This window comes from Williamsia sp. M5A3_1d (assembly GCF_053345315.1).
In genome coordinates this window covers 1,295,644-1,313,073 of record NZ_JBKEZX010000001.1, presented here as the reverse complement: position 1 = coordinate 1,313,073, position 17,430 = coordinate 1,295,644, and the positions used below count along the sequence as shown (strand labels likewise).

General features: G+C 68.2%; 17 protein-coding genes and 1 tRNA gene. 12 read left to right on the top strand and 6 right to left on the bottom strand.

What is annotated here, in order from left to right; all coding sequences use genetic code 11:
* Positions 1–115 precede the first annotated feature (115 nt).
* From efeU to ACLBW1_RS06130, 4 genes are all read left to right on the top strand, one after another.
* Positions 116–994, top strand: coding sequence for an iron uptake transporter permease EfeU (efeU, locus tag ACLBW1_RS06145; protein ID WP_447810715.1), 879 nt, complete (start codon positions 116–118; stop codon positions 992–994).
* Between the two features lie 23 nt (positions 995–1,017).
* On the top strand, positions 1,018–2,229 hold the full coding sequence (gene efeO, locus ACLBW1_RS06140; RefSeq protein WP_447810713.1) for an iron uptake system protein EfeO: 1,212 nt from the start codon (positions 1,018–1,020) through the stop codon (positions 2,227–2,229).
* Entirely contained in the window at positions 2,226–3,533 is a 1,308-nt protein-coding gene (efeB, locus tag ACLBW1_RS06135; protein ID WP_447810712.1) for an iron uptake transporter deferrochelatase/peroxidase subunit, read from the top strand. The genes efeO and efeB overlap by 4 nt, the downstream gene beginning before the upstream one ends.
* Before the next feature lie 100 nt (positions 3,534–3,633).
* Entirely contained in the window at positions 3,634–4,056 is a 423-nt protein-coding gene (locus ACLBW1_RS06130; RefSeq protein ID WP_447810711.1) for a hypothetical protein, read from the top strand.
* A 14-nt stretch (positions 4,057–4,070) separates the two neighbouring features.
* Here the strand turns inward: ACLBW1_RS06130 and ACLBW1_RS06125 are convergent, their stop codons facing one another.
* Both ACLBW1_RS06125 and mfd read right to left on the bottom strand, forming a co-directional pair.
* Positions 4,071–4,757, bottom strand: coding sequence for a MazG family protein (locus ACLBW1_RS06125; protein ID WP_447810709.1), 687 nt, complete (start codon positions 4,755–4,757; stop codon positions 4,071–4,073).
* Positions 4,754–8,425 (bottom strand): transcription-repair coupling factor, encoded by a 3,672-nt coding sequence (gene mfd / locus ACLBW1_RS06120; protein WP_447811165.1) that lies wholly within the window; start codon positions 8,423–8,425, stop codon positions 4,754–4,756. The genes ACLBW1_RS06125 and mfd overlap by 4 nt, the downstream gene beginning before the upstream one ends.
* A 172-nt stretch (positions 8,426–8,597) precedes the next feature.
* Between mfd and ACLBW1_RS06115 the strand changes: the two genes are divergently transcribed.
* Genes ACLBW1_RS06115 through ACLBW1_RS06100 form a run of 4 tightly spaced genes read left to right on the top strand, consistent with a single transcriptional unit; the run spans position 8,598 to position 11,468 of the window.
* The gene (locus ACLBW1_RS06115; RefSeq protein ID WP_447810708.1) at positions 8,598–9,200 is read left to right on the top strand and encodes a pyridoxamine 5'-phosphate oxidase family protein; all 603 of its coding nucleotides are present in this window, start codon (positions 8,598–8,600) and stop codon (positions 9,198–9,200) included.
* Between the two features lie 59 nt (positions 9,201–9,259).
* Positions 9,260–10,132, top strand: a complete 873-nt coding sequence (locus ACLBW1_RS06110) for an SDR family NAD(P)-dependent oxidoreductase (protein ID WP_447810706.1) — start codon at positions 9,260–9,262, stop codon at positions 10,130–10,132.
* Positions 10,129–10,680, top strand: a complete 552-nt coding sequence (locus ACLBW1_RS06105; RefSeq protein WP_447810705.1) for an N-acetyltransferase family protein — start codon at positions 10,129–10,131, stop codon at positions 10,678–10,680. The genes ACLBW1_RS06110 and ACLBW1_RS06105 overlap by 4 nt, the downstream gene beginning before the upstream one ends.
* Positions 10,677–11,468: a dioxygenase family protein gene (locus ACLBW1_RS06100; protein WP_447810703.1), complete on the top strand. Its 792-nt coding sequence runs from the start codon at positions 10,677–10,679 to the stop codon at positions 11,466–11,468. The genes ACLBW1_RS06105 and ACLBW1_RS06100 overlap by 4 nt, the downstream gene beginning before the upstream one ends.
* Here ACLBW1_RS06100 and ACLBW1_RS06095 read toward each other — a convergent pair whose 3' ends face one another.
* Positions 11,469–12,188 carry a TetR/AcrR family transcriptional regulator gene (locus ACLBW1_RS06095; RefSeq protein ID WP_447810702.1) on the bottom strand — a complete coding sequence of 240 codons (720 nt, stop codon included), beginning with the start codon at positions 12,186–12,188 and terminating at the stop codon, positions 11,469–11,471.
* Between the two features lie 111 nt (positions 12,189–12,299).
* On the opposite strand from ACLBW1_RS06095, the gene ACLBW1_RS06090 reads away from it, so the two are divergent.
* On the top strand, positions 12,300–12,722 hold the full coding sequence (locus tag ACLBW1_RS06090) for a nuclear transport factor 2 family protein (RefSeq protein WP_447810701.1): 423 nt from the start codon (positions 12,300–12,302) through the stop codon (positions 12,720–12,722).
* A 32-nt stretch (positions 12,723–12,754) separates the two neighbouring features.
* Here the strand turns inward: ACLBW1_RS06090 and ACLBW1_RS06085 are convergent.
* Positions 12,755–12,829: transfer RNA gene (locus tag ACLBW1_RS06085), tRNA-Gln, on the bottom strand.
* 36 nt (positions 12,830–12,865) lie between these two features.
* Positions 12,866–13,621, bottom strand: coding sequence for an SDR family oxidoreductase (locus tag ACLBW1_RS06080; protein WP_447810700.1), 756 nt, complete (start codon positions 13,619–13,621; stop codon positions 12,866–12,868).
* 146 nt (positions 13,622–13,767) lie between these two features.
* On the opposite strand from ACLBW1_RS06080, the gene glmU reads away from it, so the two are divergent.
* Genes glmU through arsC form a run of 3 tightly spaced genes read left to right on the top strand, consistent with a single transcriptional unit; the run spans position 13,768 to position 16,642 of the window.
* Entirely contained in the window at positions 13,768–15,297 is a 1,530-nt protein-coding gene (gene glmU / locus ACLBW1_RS06075; RefSeq protein WP_447810699.1) for a bifunctional UDP-N-acetylglucosamine diphosphorylase/glucosamine-1-phosphate N-acetyltransferase GlmU, read from the top strand.
* Positions 15,294–16,271: a ribose-phosphate diphosphokinase gene (locus ACLBW1_RS06070; protein ID WP_045821982.1), complete on the top strand. Its 978-nt coding sequence runs from the start codon at positions 15,294–15,296 to the stop codon at positions 16,269–16,271. The genes glmU and ACLBW1_RS06070 overlap by 4 nt, the downstream gene beginning before the upstream one ends.
* An 8-nt stretch (positions 16,272–16,279) precedes the next feature.
* Positions 16,280–16,642 carry an arsenate reductase (glutaredoxin) gene (gene arsC / locus ACLBW1_RS06065; protein ID WP_447810698.1) on the top strand — a complete coding sequence of 121 codons (363 nt, stop codon included), beginning with the start codon at positions 16,280–16,282 and terminating at the stop codon, positions 16,640–16,642.
* A gap of 33 nt (positions 16,643–16,675) precedes the next feature.
* On the opposite strand, the gene ACLBW1_RS06060 is transcribed toward arsC, so the two are convergent.
* Positions 16,676–17,155, bottom strand: a complete 480-nt coding sequence (locus ACLBW1_RS06060) for a limonene-1,2-epoxide hydrolase family protein (protein WP_447810697.1) — start codon at positions 17,153–17,155, stop codon at positions 16,676–16,678.
* Positions 17,156–17,430: the final 275 nt, after the last annotated feature.

Here is a 17,430-nt window from a genome sequence, read left to right as displayed (position 1 = left end):
GGGATCATTTATCGTTCCCACGCCGGGCGGGGTACTCTCCACAAGTTAGCCTTACCGAACGTTGCGAAGCCTAAGCTCGCCGTTGCGGTCACCCAGCCCCGAAGGATCGCGCCGAATGAATTCCCCCTCCGTGGTGACCCAGTTGTTCGGTAGTGGACTGATCGGCGTGCGCGAGGGGCTCGAGACCGGCATCGTCGTGATGATCCTGGTCGCGTTCCTTGTCAAATCCGACCGGCGCGATGCGCTGCGGTGGGTGTGGATCGGCGTCGCGGCCGCCGTGGCGATGGTGTTCGCGGTCTTCGCGGGCATCCACTACGGCACGTCCACCATCTCCGGACTCGCCGCCGAGGCGGTGGCCGGGGTCGCCTCACTCGTCGCGGTCGTGATCGTCACCCTCATGGTGCTGTGGATGCGCGGTGCCGCCGCGCACATCTCGGGTGATCTCAAAGCCGGGATGGGCCGCGCCCTCGAACTCGGCGCGCCCGCCGTGCTGGCGTTGGCGTTCCTCGCCGTCGGCCGCGAGGGCATCGAGACCGCACTGCTGATGGTCGGCTACGCCGAGAACACCTCCGGCAGCAGTTGGCCGCTGGTGGGGCTGCTCATCGGCGTGCTCATCGCGGTCGGCATCACCATCGGCCTCTATTTCGGCACCGTGAAGATCAACCTGCAGAAGTTCTTCACCTACACCGGCGCATTCCTCATCGTGGTCGCGGCCGGGATCCTGGCCTACGGGATCCATGCCGTACAGACCGTCGGCTGGCTGCCCGGACTGAACGACCGCGCATTCGACATCTCCTCGGTGTACGACCAGTCGTCCTGGTACGGAACGCTTCTCGGAGGCATCTTCAACTTCACCCCGGAGCCCTCGGTGCTCCAGGTCGTCGCGTGGGTCGTCTACCTCGCCGTCGTGATGACCCTGTTCTTCCGCCCGCGTCGCAGCACCGGCCAGACCACGGCCGCCGCACCCACCGCACGTATCGAGACCCCGGCGTGAGCCGGATGCTGAAAGGGAACCCGGTGACATCCAGGCTCAAGAAGACCACCGCCGCATGCGCGGTGTTGGCGACACCACTGCTCCTCGTCGCCTGCACCGAGAAGGCGACGTCGTCGGAGAAGACGATCGCCGTCACCTCCACCGACACCTCGTGCGACCTGTCGACGTCGGACGCGCAGACCGGCAACGTCGACTTCACCGTGAACAACAACGGCGACAAGGTCACCGAGTTCTACGTCTACGGCAACAACAACCGCGTGCTCGGCGAGGTCGAGAACATCGGCCCCGGCCTCACCGGCCGACTCACCGTCGAGATCGTCGACCCCGCCACCTACCAGGTCGCGTGCAAGCCGGGCATGGTCGGCGACGGCATCCGCAAGGACCTCACCGTCTCCGGTGAGAAGAAGGAACGCTCGCAGGCACCGGCCAGCGTCGAGTCCGCGAAGCAGACCTATCTCACCTACGTGCGGGGCCAACTCAGCGGTCTGCAGGCGCAGACGAAGTCGTTCACCGACGCGATCATCGCCGGCGACCTCGACGCCGCCCGCGCCCAGTTCGGACTCACCCGCACCTTCTACGAGCGCATCGAGCCCGTCGCCGAGTCGTTCCCCGACCTCGACCCCGCGATCGACATGCGCTGGGACGACACCGCCGACGGCAGCGAGCCGTTCACCGGTTTCCATCGTCTCGAGCGTTTCCTCTGGCCGCCGAAGCAGTCCGATGTCGGCGAGCAGGGCAGCGACGTCGCCGCCGCGGATCTCGCGAACGCACAGAAGACCGACACCAAGCCCGAGATCGACAAGGTCGCCGCGCAGCTGAACACCGATGTGGGACGTCTGGTGACCGAGGTCGCCAAGCCCGACTTCACCTTCGAGACACAGTCGTTCGTGAAGGGACCGCAGGCGCTCGTCGACGAGATCGCGGCCACCAAGGTCGGCGGCGAGGAAGATCGCTACTCCCACACCGACCTCTTCGATTTCGCCGCGAACATCGACGGCTCGGAGACGCTCATCGCCGATCTGCAGCCCGTCATCTCGGCGAAGAACCCGGCGTTGATGGACAAGATCACCGCCCAGTTCCAGACGATCCGCAACGACATCAACTCGTTCCGCTCCGGCGACGGGTACGTCTCCTACGACACCGTCCCCGCCGAGAAGCGGAAGTCGTTGTCGGACCAGATCGATGCACTGTCGCAGTCGCTGAGCCAGGTCCCGGGGTTGGTGCTGGGTCAGTGACCGAACCCGCCTCCCCCGCCCCCCAGCCACCGACGTCGTCTCGGCGGTTCTCCCGACGCACGCTGTTCGGGGCGACGGGTGCGGGCGTGGTGGTCGCGGCGGCCGCAGGCGTGACCGGCGCCCGTCTCGCCGAGAGCGACTCGTCGTCATCGGATGTGGTGGCGTTCCGCGGTACCCGGCAGGCCGGCATCATCACCGAGGCGCAGGACCGACTCCACTTCGCCTCGTTCGACGTGATCACCGATTCCCGCGACGAGCTGATCGACATGCTCAAGCGGTGGACCGCCGCGGCCGAGCGGATGACCAAGGGCCAGGAGACCGTCGACGGCGGTGCCGTCGACCACGGCGAGTACAACCCGCCCGCCGACACCGGCGAGGCGCTGGGACTCGAGGCGTCGTCGCTGACGTTGACCATCGGTTTCGGCCCGGGGCTGTTCGGCCCCAGCGCATCGGATCCCACCCGCGGCGATCGCTTCGGCATCGGCGACCGCAAACCCGCTGCACTGAAGGATCTCCCGGGTTTCGCCAAGGACGCGATCGAACCGTCACGCAGCCACGGCGACATCTGCGTGCAGGCATGTGCCAACGACCCGCAGGTCGCCGTGCACGCCATCCGCAACCTCGCACGTCTCGGTTTCGGTGTGGTGAGTGTCCGGTGGTCGCAGCTCGGTTTCGGTCGCACCTCCACGACCACCGCGAACCAGCAGACCCCGCGGAACATGTTCGGGTTCAAGGACGGCACCGCGAACATCCGCGCGGAACAGACCGATGTCCTCGACCGCTGGTTGTGGGTCGATCCCGCCGACAACCCGGCACCCGCACAGTGGATGACCGGCGGCAGCTACCTCGTCGCGCGCCGAATCCGCATGGACATCGAGCCCTGGGACCGGGCGAACCTGTTCGAGCAGGAGGCCATCGTGGGACGCACCAAGGGCGTCGGCGCCCCACTGGGCATGACCCACGAGAACGACGCCCCGAACTTCGCGGTCGCCACCTCCGACGGACCGACCATCGCCCGCAACGCCCATGTGCGACTGGCCCATCCGGACAATCTGAACGGCATCCAGATCCTGCGGCGCGGTTACAACTTCACCGACGGATCCGACGGCTTCGGTCACCTCGACGCCGGGCTGTTCTTCATCGCCTACTGTCGCGATCCCGGCGCCCAGTTCGTCCCCATGCAGCGCCAGCTCGCCTCCAAGGACGCGATGATGGAGTACCTGACACACAACGGCAGCGCGCTCTTCGCCTGCCCGCCCGGACTCAAGCCCGGCGAGTGGTGGGGACAGCACCTCTTCACCTGATCGGTAGCAGTTCGTATCGCTCAGCGACACTGTCTGCTACGGATGCGAGCTAGCCTCCACGGTGTCTTCTCGAGCCCAGGAGATCGGTACCGTGGGAGTCGTGGACATCGACCGCTGGCGGAGCCGACTTCCGGTCCGTCGATCGTCCGACGGCGAGATCATCGGCTGGACCATCTCGAACCATCCCGACGACGACGTCGTCGATGCGGTCAACCCGGTCGGCCAGGTGGTCGCCGCCGGCATCGACATCGCCGACGCCGCCGAGGTGCTGGCTGCGCGAGGGCTCGCGTCGCTGACCGCCCCGTGTTGGGCACGTGCGCCGATCCCGATCACCCGGGACACCGATTTCACTCGGCCGCAATCGGATTGGCGGTGGCGGCGGGTAGCGATGACCCAGCTCGACGACAACGCGGTGTGGATCCGAGCCGCCTACCCGCATCACGCCGAGCGGTTCACCGAGGTCCCCCTGCGCCTGCCCGCCGACGACATCCTCCTGCTGGATCCCCCGACGACCGACGAGTGACCTGCGAACAGTTCTCAGTCGCCCGTCACGAACTCGCGACGCCAGTCGTCGGGTTCGGGTGCGGTTATCCCGCCCGACCGTAACGCCGTCTCGACCACACGAACCCGCTCCATGAACTCCACGACCCGGCTGCGTTGGCGGTCCTCGAGACTCGCCTCGGGATCGCCCGCGAGGTGGGTCGCGAAGTGGATGGTCAACAGCGACTCGGGGATCAGGTCACGCGGGAAACCGGTCGCGTCGAGGCGCTCGATCACCTTCTGGGTCAACGCCAGAGCGGGCTGCGACGTCGCCACCCCGTCGAGCACGGAGTCGCGGGCCTTCTCGGCGGCCTTGCTCTCCTCCCACTGACGCAACTGCGTCTCGAGGTCGGTCTCCCCCGCCAGCACCCCCGCTGTGCGCGAGGAGATCTTCGAGGTGAAGGCACGGGCGACGTCGTCGATGTCGAACGGTTCCGCGGGATCGTCGGCGGCGATCCGCGCGTGGAACAGCACCTGCAGCAGGATGTCGGCGAGTTCTTCGAGCAGGTCGGCGCGACTGCCCCCGGAGATGGCGTCGAGCAGCTCGTAGGTCTCCTCGAGCAGGTAACGGCGCAGCGAGTCGTGGGTCTGCGCCGCCTCCCACGGACCGGTGCGGCGCAGGCGATCCATCAGCTCGACGGCATCGAGCAACGCCTCACCGCTGCGGGGTGCGGGGTCGGTCACGACACCGCGTGGTCGTCGGTGATCGTGGGACCGCGCATGTCCCGCGAGCCCGGGTCGGATCCGTGGACCACCAGCAGCACGTCGGCGACGACCTGGATCAGTTCGACGTCGCGCACACGGGCACTGCCGACCCCCGCGGTACGCGGAACCGGCAGGGTGAGAACAGAAGTGGTGGCCCGGTACGACGATCCCGGGTAGATGCGCTTGATCCGGATCTGTTGGCTGTCGAGCAGCGCCACCGGCGCGATCTTGACCTGCGTGCCGGCCATCCCGATCTCGGTGACGCCGAGTTCCCGCGCCAGCAGCCGCAATTTCGCCACCGACACCAGTCTCGACACCTCGGCGGGCAGCGGACCGTAACGGTCGAGGAGTTCGTCCACGATCGAGGTGATGTCCGATTCGTCGAGTGCCGCGGCGAGTTTGCGATAGGCCTCCAGTCGAAGGCGATCGGAGTCGACGTAGTCGGCCGGGATGTGGGCGTCGACGGGCAGATCGATGCGGACCTCGCGGTTCTCCTCCGACACGATCGGCTTGCCGTCGGCGGCGGCCCGATACGCCTCCACGGCCTCGCCGACGAGCCGCACGTAGAGGTCGAACCCGACGCCGGCGACGTGTCCGGACTGTTCGGCTCCCAACACGTTTCCCGCTCCACGCAGTTCGAGGTCCTTGAGCGCGACCGCCATACCGGCGCCGAGTTCGTTGTTCTGCGCGATGGTGGCGAGCCGGTCGTAGGCGGTCTCGGTGAGGGGCTTCTCCGGGCTGTAGAGCAGGTAGGCGTACCCACGTTCACGGCTACGGCCCACGCGGCCGCGCAGCTGGTGGAGCTGCGAGAGACCGAGCGCCTCGGCGCGGTCGACGATCAGGGTGTTGGCGTTGGAGATGTCGAGACCGGTCTCGATGATCGTGGTGCAGACCAGCACGTCGAACTCGCGGTTCCAAAACCCGGCGACGGTGCGCTCGAGCTGTTCCTCGCCCATCTGTCCGTGCGCGACCACGACCCTGGCCTCGGGAATCATGTCGGAGATGTTCTTGGCGGCTTTGTCGATCGAGCTCACGCGGTTGTGCACGAAGAACACCTGGCCGTCGCGCAGCAGTTCCCGCCTGATCGCCGCGGCGACCTGCTTGGGCTGATAGGCGCCGACGTAGGTGAGCACCGGGTGGCGTTCCTCGGGCGGGGTGAGGATGGTCGACATCTCGCGGATGCCCGCCATCGACATCTCCAGGGTGCGCGGGATCGGTGTCGCCGACATGGTCAGCACGTCGACGTGGGTCCGTAGCGCCTTGATGTGTTCCTTGTGTTCGACACCGAATCGCTGTTCCTCGTCGACGATCACGAGTCCGAGGTCCTTCCAGCGGACCGCGGTCTGCAGCAGACGATGTGTGCCGACGACGATGTCGACGCCACCCTCGGCCATCGAGTCGATGATCTCGCGCGACTCCTTGGCGTCGGTGAACCGCGACAGGCCGCGGATGGTCACCGGGAACCCCGCCATCCGTTCGGTGAAGGTCTGCAGATGTTGTTGCGCCAGAATGGTCGTCGGGACCAGCACGGCGACCTGCTTGCCGTCCTGGACCGCCTTGAACGCCGCCCGGACCGCGATCTCGGTCTTGCCGTAGCCGACGTCGCCGACGATGACGCGGTCCATCGGGACCGCCTTCTCCATGTCGGACTTGACCTCTCCGATCACCGTCATCTGGTCGACGGTCTCGGTGAACCCGAAGGCGTCCTCCATCTCGGTCTGCCACGGGGTGTCAGGGGCGAACGCGTGGCCCGGCGCGGCGTGACGTGCGGCGTACAGCGCGACGAGCTCGCCGGCGATCTCGCGAACGGCCTTGCGTGCCTTGCGTTTGGTGTTCTGCCAGTCCGACCCACCGAGCTTCGACAGCGACGGTTGCTCGCCACCGACGTAGCGGGAGAGCTGATCGAGGGAGTCCATCGGCACGAACAGACGGTCGCCGGGGTGGCCACGCTTGCTGGGCGCGTATTCGATCACCAGGTACTCGCGGCGGGCGCCGGCGACGGTGCGCTCGATCATCTCGACGAACTTGCCGATGCCGTGCTGGTCGTGGACGACCATGTCGCCTGCGGTCAGCGCCAGTGGGTCGACCTGGTTGCGGCGCTTGGCCGGGAGTCGTTTGCCCTCCCGGGCCCCGGCGACGCGCGAACCGGTGAGATCGGCCTCGGAGACGATGACCAGTCCGGCGTCGGGACAGACCAACCCGTGCCGCAGCGTGCCGCAGAGGATGGACACGACACCGGGTTCCGGTGTCGACCCGGGCTCGCCGAGCGCCGCGGGGACCTCGGCCTCGCCGAGACGTTCCAGGTAGCGCTGAGCGGTCCCCCGTCCGGCGACGACGATCGTCGCCCGTCCACCGGTGGTCACGTGCGCCCGCAACGACGCGAAGGTCGTCGCGAGCTCGTTCTCCGATCCTCGGGGGGCGGGGCCGGCCGCGAGGTCCAGGCGGACGGTCGTCTCGTCGTCGGCATCTGGTGAGGTCTCCAGCGGACTCATCGTCCACCACGGTCGACCCGCGGCGACGGTGGTCTCCTCGACTTCGGACAGGGGCCGATAGCTGCTGGCCTGCAGGTCGATTCCGCCCAGACCGTTGCCGTCGCCCGCGCTGGAGTCGAGCGGCGCGTCGCCACCCATCGACGCCGCCGTCCACGACGCCTCGAGGAACTCCGCGCCGGTCTTCGCGAGATCGGCGGCGCGGGTGCGCACCTTCTCCGGGTCGAGGACCAGCACATGGGTGCCCTCGGGCATCACCTCGGTGAGCAGCTGCATCTGCCCACCCACGAGGACCGGGATGAGCGCCTCCATCCCCTCGGCCGGCATGCCCTCCGAGAGCTTCGTCAACATCTCGGTGAGTGAACGGTCGGTGCCCTCGGTGTCGATCAGTTCCGCGGCGCGTGCCCGCACGGCGTCGGTGAGGATCAGTTCACGACACGGGTGCACGTGCACCACCGAGGCGTCGATCTCCGGTTGGCTGCGCTGATCGGCCACCGAGAACGCTCGCTGTTCGGTGATCTCGTCGCCCCAGAACTCCACGCGCACCGGGAGATCCGAGGTCGTGGGGAACACGTCGAGGATGCCGCCGCGCACCGCGAACTCGCCGCGCTTGCCGACCATGTCGACCCGTTCGTAGGCCAGTTCCACCAGGCGCGCGAGCAGTGCGTCGAAGTCGAACTCCGCGCCCTCGCGCAGGGTGATGGGGTCGGTGTCGCCCACGCCGGGCGCCATGGGTTGCACCAGCGAGCGCACGGTGGTCACCACCACCGTGAGCGGTGGCCCATAGGCGGCGTCGGTGGGATGGGCGAGGCGGTGCAGGACCTGGAGCCGGGCACCGACGGTGTCGGCGCTGGGCGAGAGCCGTTCGTGGGGCAGTGTCTCCCACGACGGGAACTGCGCGACCGAGTCACCGATCATCTGCCGGAGCTCGGTGGTGAGATCGTCGGCCTCGCGACCGTTGGCCGACACCACCAGCAGCGGGCCCGTCGGCACGGCCGGGTCGTCTCCCGCCTGCGCCGCCGCGGCGAGCACGAAGGGTCGGGCCGCGTCGGGGCCGGTGATGTCGAGTGTTCGACGGCCGCGCAGCGCGCGGATGCCGGCGATCGCCGAATCGCCACATGCGACGGCGGCGAGTCCGGCGAGCGGGTCGACGCTCACACCGGCAGGGGGCAGATCGGCGGGGCGCGCATCGACAGACGAGGGAGGAGATGCCACTCCACGATGGTATTCGTCGGGGTTCCGCAGGCGGTCCTCGGCGGGTGAGGATGGTGACGTGCATCCCCCTCAGAACGATCCGACGGCGAACGATCACACAGCGAACGTCCACACCGTGACGACCGTCGAACAGCTGCGGTCCATCGTGGGGCATCCGAACGACCGTGTCGCCACCAAGGTGCGCGACCGACTCACCGACACCCACCGCGAGTGGATCGCGCAGTCGCCGTTCGTCGTGGTGTCGACGACCGGTGCCGGCGGCTCCGTCGATGTGTCCCCGAAGGGCGACCCACCCGGATTCGTCCGTGTCCTCGACGACACCACGATCGCGATCCCCGAACGGCCCGGCAACAAGCGGGTCGACGGCTATCTCAACGTGCTGACCGATCCGCACGTCGGGACCCTGTTCGTGGTACCCGGTCGCGGGGACACCCTGCGCATCAACGGCACCGCCCGCATCGTCTCCGACGCCGACTATTTCGACGACATGGTCGTCTCCGGACACCGTCCGATCCTGGCGTTGGAGATCAGCGTCGACGAGACGTTCTTCCACTGCGCGAAGGCGTTCATGCGGTCGCACCTGTGGGACACCGACACCTGGCACCCCGACGACCTGCCGAGTGTCGCCGAGATCAGCCATGCGGTGATGGCGAGCCCGGGACTCGCCGAACTCGAGCAGCACTACGCCGAGGAGAACTACCGGCGCATGCTCTACTGACGCGCTGCGTGGCGACGGCGTGTGCGGCCGCGCGACACCGGGCGTCGTATCGTGACGCCATGACCTGGACCGCAGCGCGACTCCCCCGTCTCGACGGCGTCACCATGGTCGTCACCGGGGCGACCCGTGGGCTCGGTGTCGCAACCGCCCGGGGGGCGGCTGCCGCCGGGGCGACGGTGATCGTCGCCGGGCGCGATCACGACGCCGCCGATGCGGTCGCCCGGTCGCTGGGCGGCCCGAGTACTGCGGCCACCCTCGACCTGACCGACCGGGATTCGATGGAACGGTTCGCCGATGCGGTCGGCGAGATCGACATCCTCGTCCACAATGCTGGCGTGTTGCCCACGTCCCGGGTCACGACCGCAGAGGGTTTCGAGGCGGCGCTCGCGACGAACGCCCTCGGACCGTTCGTCCTCACCAACCTCCTCGCCGACCGCATCCGCGGACGGATCGTGGCCATCAACTCCACCGTGCACAAGGCCGGTCGGGTCGACTTCGCCGATCTGCACTTCGAGCGTCGCGCGTTCTCCGGGGCCCATGCCTACGCGCAGTCAAAACTGGCCCAGGCGCTGTGGATGCTGGCCCTCGACCGCCGACTGCGGGCAGCGCGATCGGAGGTGACGACCGCGATGGCCCATCCGGGCTGGGCGGCCACCGAGATGACCGGGGTGACCCGTGTCGCCGCCCTCGATGCGCTGGTGACGTGGCTCGGCAACACGATCGCGAACACCGCGGTGGCCGGTGCTGCGTGCAGCCTGTACGCCGCGGCCATGCCCATCCCGTCGGGCAGCTTCGTCGGCCCCGACGGACTCCTCGGGATGCGCGGGGCGCCCACGCTCGTCGGACGGTCGACACAGGCCGCCGATCCCGTTCTGGCCGAGCGTTTCTGGGAGACCGCGGTCGCGCTGACCGGATCGGACCTGTCGGCATGAGCGTCACCGTCCGCACCGCGACGGCGGCCGACTGCCCCCAGATCGCCGCGATCTATCAGCACTACGTCGAGAACTCGGTCATCACCTTCGACTACGAATCCCCCACCACCGCCGACTGGGAGGGACGCGTCGCCGCGATCACCGCGAGAGGGCGGCCGTTCATCGTCGCCGTCGCGCCCGACGACTCCGGTGGCGAGGTGGTGCTGGGGTATGCCTATCTCGGCGATTTCCGCACCAAGCGCGCGTTCGACTGGACCGCCGAGGACTCGATCTATCTGCGTCCCGATGCGACAGGTCGCCGCTTGGGTTCGACGTTGCTCGAGGCGTTGCTCTCCGACCTCGACCCGTCGTCGGTGCGGCGGGTGGTGGCGGTGATCTCGATCATCTCGTCCGACGTCTCGATCCGATTGCACCAACGGTTCGGATTCGTGCAGACCGGTGTCCTGCAGAGCATCGGACACAAACACGGCCGATGGATCGACTGCGCGGTGTTGCAGTACACCGTCCCGGGAACAGAATCGGACTCCGGTCCGTTTTCACTCTCATGACGATCGTGAGCCCCGTCCGCACCCCGTCACTGTTCATCAGCCACGGTGCGCCCCCGCTACTCGACGACGACCGCTGGGTCGGGGAACTGCGGGCGCTCGCCGGCGATCTGCCTCGGCCGACCGCCATCCTGGTGGTGTCCGCGCACTGGGAATCGGCGCCGCTCACCATCGGCTCCACCGATCCCCGCACACCCCTCACCTACGACTTCTGGGGTTTCGAGCAGCGGTTCTACGACATCACCTACGCCCCGCCCGGCGCGACCGAACTCGCCGACCGCGTGGCGGCGATGATGCCCGACCCGATGGCCATCCATCACGACGCCCAACGCCGCCTCGACCACGGCGCGTTCATCCCGCTGACCGTGATGTACCCCGACGCCGACATCCCCGTCGTCCAGATCTCCCTGCCCACCCTCGACCCGACGGCGCTCATCGGACTCGGCCGCCGCCTGCGCGAACTGCGCGACGAGGGCGTCCTCATCCTCGGGTCCGGATTCACCACCCACGGCCTGCCGTTCCTCACCGACCCGCGGCCCGACGCGGTCGCCCCGGGCTGGTCGCAGGAGTTCGACGCGTGGACCGCGGAGCGGTTCGCCACCGGCGATGTCGACGGGCTCGTCGACTTCCGCAACCGCGCACCCGGGATGCCCTACGCGCACCCCACCATCGAGCACTTCGCACCGCTGTTCGTCACGCTCGGCGCGAGCGACGACCCCGGCCAGATCCCCGATCAGGTGATCGAAGGCTTCTGGATGGGTCTATCCAAACGCAGTGTGTCGCTGGACTGATCAGTTCTCGACGGCGTCGGGTCCCGACTTCTCGGGAGCGGCGTCGTCCGACGCGGTCGAGGCATGCGCTGAATCGGCGAGTTCCGGCGAGATCTCGAGGTTGGTCAACCCGTTCCAGCAGAGGTTCACCAGATGCGCCGCGACGACCTCCTTCGCGGGTTCGCGGACGTCGAGCCACCACTGGGCGGTCACCGAGACCATGCCGACCAGGGCCTGAGCGTAGAGCGGCGCGAGCCCCGCGTCGAACCCGCGGCGCTCGAAGTCGCCGGCGAGAAGGTGCTCGACCTGGCTGATGGCGTCGTTGAGCAGGCTCGAGTACTTGGCGTCGGCGCCACCACCGTGGCTGCCGTGCACCAGGATCCGGAAGCCGTCGGTACGGTCCTCCATGTAGGTCAGCAGCGCCAGCGCAACGCTCTCCACCCGTTGTCGCGACCGATTGGTGGTGAGCGAGAGCGTCACCATCTCCAGCAGCGTCTCCATCTCACGGTCCACGATGACGGCGTAGAGACCTTCCTTGCCGCCGAAGTGTTCGTAGACAACGGGTTTCGACACCGCGGCACGCTGGGCGATCTCCTCCACCGAGGTGCCCTCGAAGCCCCGTTCGGCGAACAGTCCGCGCGCGACCTCGATGAGTTGAAGACGTCGCTGCGGGCCGGTCATGCGGGTGCGCGGCGCCGCGCGGACCTCCTTCTCGGCATCGGCCGGTCTGTCGACTGCCATGTCTTCACCCCCACCCGTGCGCGCGCCGATCGTGGGGATCCGCGTCGATCGCTTGCCCACGATCTTCCCATCTCCGGTCCGCGGCAGGGTCGATCGCACTATTTTCGAGCCATGATGGACCTCTCCGAGATCTCCGACCGCATGGAGATCACCGCGCTCATCACCGACTATGCGACAGCCGTCGACACCCGCGACTTCGACCGTCTGCGCGAGTTGTTCACGCCCGACGCGGTGATCGACTACTCCGCGGTCGGCGGTGCGGTGGGAACCGCGGCGCAGGTGGTGCCGTGGCTCCGCGAGAACCTGGCCCTGTTCTCCGACTACCAGCACCTCAACGGCAACCACTCGATCGCGCTGTCGGGCGACACCGCCTCGGCGACCACCATGTGCTTCAACCCGATGGTCCTCGCGGGCGGCGAGAAGCAGCAGATGCTGCTCGTCGGGGTCTGGTACCACGACACCTTCGCCCGCATCGACGACGCGTGGCGCTTCACCGGCCGCCGCGAGCAGAAGAGTTTCATGCACGCGGTGTGAGAAGACAAAGGCTCCCCCACTGTGACATGTGGTGGCTCCCCCACCAGGACTCGAACCTGGAATGCCTGAACCAAAATCAGAAGTGTTGCCGATTACACCATGGGGGACCGGCACGTCAGACGTGCCGCGACGATTGTTGCATGTCAGTCGCGCGGGCCGCCCGCGACGTAGATGACCTGGCCGGAGACGAACCCGGCACCCTCGCTGGCGAAGAACGAGGCGGTGTGGGCGATGTCCTCGGGCACGCCGCCGCGCTTGACCGGGATGGACTCGGCGTTGGCCTTGACGAAGTCCTCCCACTCCATCCCGACGCGCTCGGCGGTGGCCTTCGTCATGTCGGTCTGGATGAACCCGGGGGCGATCGCGTTGGCGGTGACGCCGAACTTGCCGAGCTCGATGGCGAGGGTCTTGGTGAAGCCCTGCATCCCCGCCTTGGCCGCCGAGTAGTTCGCCTGGCCGCGGTTGCCGAGTGCCGAGGTGCTCGAGAGGTTGACCACGCGACCCCATCCGGCGTCGACCATGTGCTTCTGGACCGCGCGGGTCATGAGGAAGGCACCGCGCAGATGCACGCCGAGCACGGCGTCCCAGTCGTCGACCGACATCTTGAACAGCAGGTTGTCGCGCAGGATGCCGGCGTTGTTGACCAGCACGGTCGGCGCGCCGAGTTCGGCGGCGACCTTGTCGACGGCCGCGGCGACCGAGGCCTCGTCGGAGACATCGGCACCGACCGCGATGGCCGATCCGCCGGCCTCGGTGATCGCCGAGACGGTGCCTGCGCACGATTCCTCGGTGAGGTCGAGCACCGCGACGGCCAGGCCGTCCTGGGCGAGCCGCGTGGCGATCGCGGCTCCGATCCCGCGTCCTGCACCTGTGACTATTGCTGTCCGACGATCGCTCACCGTTACCTCTTCCCCGGGTCGCCCCGACGCGGAGTCGACGCCGTCCGGTTCTCCGACGGTCACGGACTCCTGTGGCCTTCGTAAGTTCTACCAGTGCGTAGGATCGCACCCGTTCCATATCCCGAGGCAGTGACAACAGGAGTTCCATGACCGCCCTGAACACCGACCTCGGACCCGCGGATCAGACGGTTCCGACCGCCGTCCTCATCCTCGCCGCGGGCGCGGGCACCCGTATGAAATCGTCGGTGCCGAAGGTGTTGCACCGCATCTGCGGACGCACCCTGCTCGCCCACTCGATCCACGCCGCCGCGGGTCTCGACCCGGATCACCTCGTCGTCGTGGTCGGCCACGAGCGTGAACGGGTCACCGCGGCGTGTGCGGAGGTCTCCGACACGATCGGTCGGCCGATCTCGACCGCGGTGCAGGAGACCCAGGACGGCACCGGTGGCGCGGTGCGGGCGGGCCTGACCGGACTGCCCGACGACTTCGAGGGCATCGTCGTCGTCACCGCCGCCGACGTCCCACTGCTCACCGGCGCCGCGCTGCGTGAGCTGCGCGACCACCATGTCGCGACCGGCTCGCACGTGACGTTGATGACCTCGACCGCCCCCGATCCGACGGGCTACGGCCGGGTGTTGCGCACACAGGACGGTGAGGTCACCGAGATCGTCGAGCAGGCCGACGCGACTCCGCAGCAGAAGCTGATCACCGAGGTGAACTCCGGTGTCTACGCCTTCGACTCGGCGACCCTGCGCGCAGCGCTCGGTCGGCTGGGAACGCAGAACGCGCAGAACGAGGTGTACCTGACCGATGTCGTCGCCGTCGCCCGGAGCATGGGGAAGACGGTGCACGCCAACCACATCGACGATGCCGCCCTCGTCGCCGGCTGCAACGACCGGCTGCAGCTCAGCGTGCTGGGCGCCGAGCTCAACCGACGGATCCTCGTCGATCTCATGCTCGGCGGCGTGACCGTGGTCGACCCCTCCACCACGTGGGTCGACATCGACGTCCGCGTGGAGGCAGACGCCGCCCTGCTGCCCGGCACCCAGCTTCACGGTCGCACCGTGGTCGGCGAACACGCCGTGGTCGGACCCGACACCACCCTCACCGACGTCGAGATCGGCGACGGTGCCGCGGTCATCCGGACCCACGCCAGCGAGTCGGTGATCGGTGCCGGCGCCCAGGTGGGCCCGTTCGCGTACCTGCGACCCGGGACGCATCTGGGCGCCGACGGCAAGATCGGGACCTTCGTCGAGACGAAGAACGCCACGATCGGCGAGGGCTCGAAGGTGCCGCACCTGACCTACGTCGGCGACGCGACCATCGGTGAGCACAGCAACATCGGCGCGTCGAGCGTGTTCGTGAACTACGACGGCGTCTCCAAGAGCAGGACCACCGTCGGTTCGTACTGCCGCACCGGCTCGGACAACATGTTCGTGGCACCGGTGACCGTGGGTGACGGCGCGTACACCGGTGCCGGTACCGTGCTCAGGCAAGATGTCCCCCCGGGTGCACTGGCGGTCTCGGGTGGGCGTCAACGCAACATCGAGGGGTGGGTCGCCGACAAGCGTCCCGACACCCCGTCCGCGCAGGCAGCCCGCCGTGCGACGGAGGCCGTCGGTGTCACCGGCGACCCCGCCGATCCGGCGAAATCGACAGAGATGGACGAGAAGTGAACTGGACCACGGACAATCAGAAGAACCTCATGCTCTTCTCCGGTCGCGCCCACCCGGAGCTCGCGGAGGCCGTCGCGAAGGAACTCGGCGTCGAGGTCACCCCGCAGACCGCGCGCGACTTCGCCAACGGCGAGATCTTCGTCCGGTTCGAGGACTCGGTCCGCGGCTCCGACGCCTTCGTGTTGCAGAGCCACCCCGCTCCGCTGAACACCTGGCTGATGGAACAGCTGATCATGATCGACGCCCTCAAGCGCGGATCGGCCAAGCGCATCACCGCGATCCTGCCGTTCTACCCGTACGCCCGCCAGGACAAGAAGCACCGCGGACGCGAGCCCATCTCGGCCCGCCTCGTCGCCGACCTGCTCAAGACCGCGGGCGCCGACCGCATCATCACCGTCGACCTGCACACCGATCAGATCCAGGGCTTCTTCGACGGCCCCGTCGATCACATGCACGCGCAGGGCCAGCTGGCCGAGTACGTGCGTACCAAGTACGGCACCGACAACGTGACGGTGGTGTCGCCCGACTCCGGTCGTGTGCGCGTCGCCGAGAAGTGGGCCGACTCGTTCAACGGCGCGCCGCTCGCGTTCATCCACAAGACGCGAGATCCGTTGGTGCCCAACCAGGTCAAGTCCAACCGCGTGGTCGGTGACGTGGAGGGCCGCCTGTGCGTGCTCATCGACGACATGATCGACACCGGTGGCACCATCGCCGGCGCGGTCCGGGTCCTCAAGGACGCCGGCGCCGGTGACGTCATCATCGCCACCACGCACGGCGTGTTCTCGCATCCGGCGGCCGAGCGACTCGCCTCGTGCGGCGCACGCGAGGTCATCGCCACCGACACCCTGCCGATCACCCCGGACAAGCAGTTCGAGACCCTCACCGTGCTCTCGATCGCCCCGCTGCTGGCCCAGACCATCCAGCAGGTGTTCGAGAACGGTTCGGTGACAAGCCTGTTCGACGGTCACGCCTGATCGCCACGATGGGCTCCGACTCCTCGAACACAGACGCCACGATCTTCCACAACCCGAAGTGCTCGACCTCGCGCAAGGCCCTCGACCGGCTGCGCGAGGCGGGTGTGGAGCCGACGATCGTGCGCTACCTCGACACCCCGCCGACCCGCGCCGAGCTGGCCACACTCATCGCCGACGCAGGCATCGAGGTGGCTGCCGCGGTTCGTCGCCGGGAACCGCTGTTCGCCGAACTCGGTCTCGCCGAGGCGTCCGATGACGAGCTCCTCGACGCGATGGCCGCCCACCCGCGTCTCATCGAACGGCCCTTCGTGGTGACCGCCCGCGGCACCCGGCTCGCCCGGCCACTCGATCGGCTCGACGAGATCGTCTGAACCACCGGGGCCCGCTCGGCGAAGTCCCCGATCTCAGTGCGGCGGAAGGTGGGGACGCATCGACGGGACCACCGCCCCACACAGGCCGCGGAGCATCGCCGTCGCGAGATGCCACCTGTCGACGTCGTCGTGCCAGGCCACGATCTTCCCTGCGCGGATCTCGGCCCGCCCGCGCACGGACAGCTGCACGCGCACCCGGCCGTAGACCACGTGGTCGGTACGTACCGTCCGCACGACGTCGATCCGGTCCCCCGTCGTCTCGTCCCCGCCGGGTTCGAGGTCGATCGAGGCGATGGCGACGTCGAAGCCGCGTGACGCCCCGACCATCCGGTTGAGCATTCGTGTGACATCGGACCGACCCTGACGCGACCACAGGAAGCCGCAGCGGTAGTCGACGTCGGGTGCGAGGAGATGCTCGGCGATCTCGGCGTCACCGACCGCCAGCGACTCGAGGAAGCGCACGGCGACGTCCTCGGCCGACCACAGGAGGCAGTGGTGCGCGGAGACACTCACGATGCGGCCTCCTCGGTGCGGTCGGTTGAACGTCGGGTTCGGTACGGAGAACCCATACTCCGCGTGACGCACGACACCGACGCCAACTCGACGTGACGGGACGGCGAACAATGCCTGAGACGAACCCGTGAGAATGCCGTCGTTCCCCAGCTCACAGATGTGACACGGCGCTGCGCGCTGGGCTATCGTTGCCGACGTTGTCCGGCGAGGGTGGGTGCGCAAGCGCCCACCGTTATCGGCGAGGACCAACGCCTGCCGCACCTGATGTGGAGGTC

Excerpts from the sequence above, each read along its gene's own strand:
- efeU (WP_447810715.1), top strand. The coding sequence starts at position 116 with ATGAATTCCCCCTCCGTGGTGACCCAGTTGTTCGGTAGTGGACTGATC.
- ACLBW1_RS06110 (WP_447810706.1), top strand. The coding sequence starts at position 9,260 with ATGACCTGGACCGCAGCGCGACTCCCCCGTCTCGACGGCGTCACCATG.
- ACLBW1_RS06105 (WP_447810705.1), top strand. The coding sequence starts at position 10,129 with ATGAGCGTCACCGTCCGCACCGCGACGGCGGCCGACTGCCCCCAGATC.
- ACLBW1_RS06100 (WP_447810703.1), top strand. The coding sequence starts at position 10,677 with ATGACGATCGTGAGCCCCGTCCGCACCCCGTCACTGTTCATCAGCCAC.
- ACLBW1_RS06095 (WP_447810702.1), bottom strand. The coding sequence starts at position 12,188 with ATGGCAGTCGACAGACCGGCCGATGCCGAGAAGGAGGTCCGCGCGGCG.
- ACLBW1_RS06090 (WP_447810701.1), top strand. The coding sequence starts at position 12,300 with ATGATGGACCTCTCCGAGATCTCCGACCGCATGGAGATCACCGCGCTC.
- glmU (WP_447810699.1), top strand. The coding sequence starts at position 13,768 with ATGACCGCCCTGAACACCGACCTCGGACCCGCGGATCAGACGGTTCCG.
- arsC (WP_447810698.1), top strand. The coding sequence starts at position 16,280 with ATGGGCTCCGACTCCTCGAACACAGACGCCACGATCTTCCACAACCCG.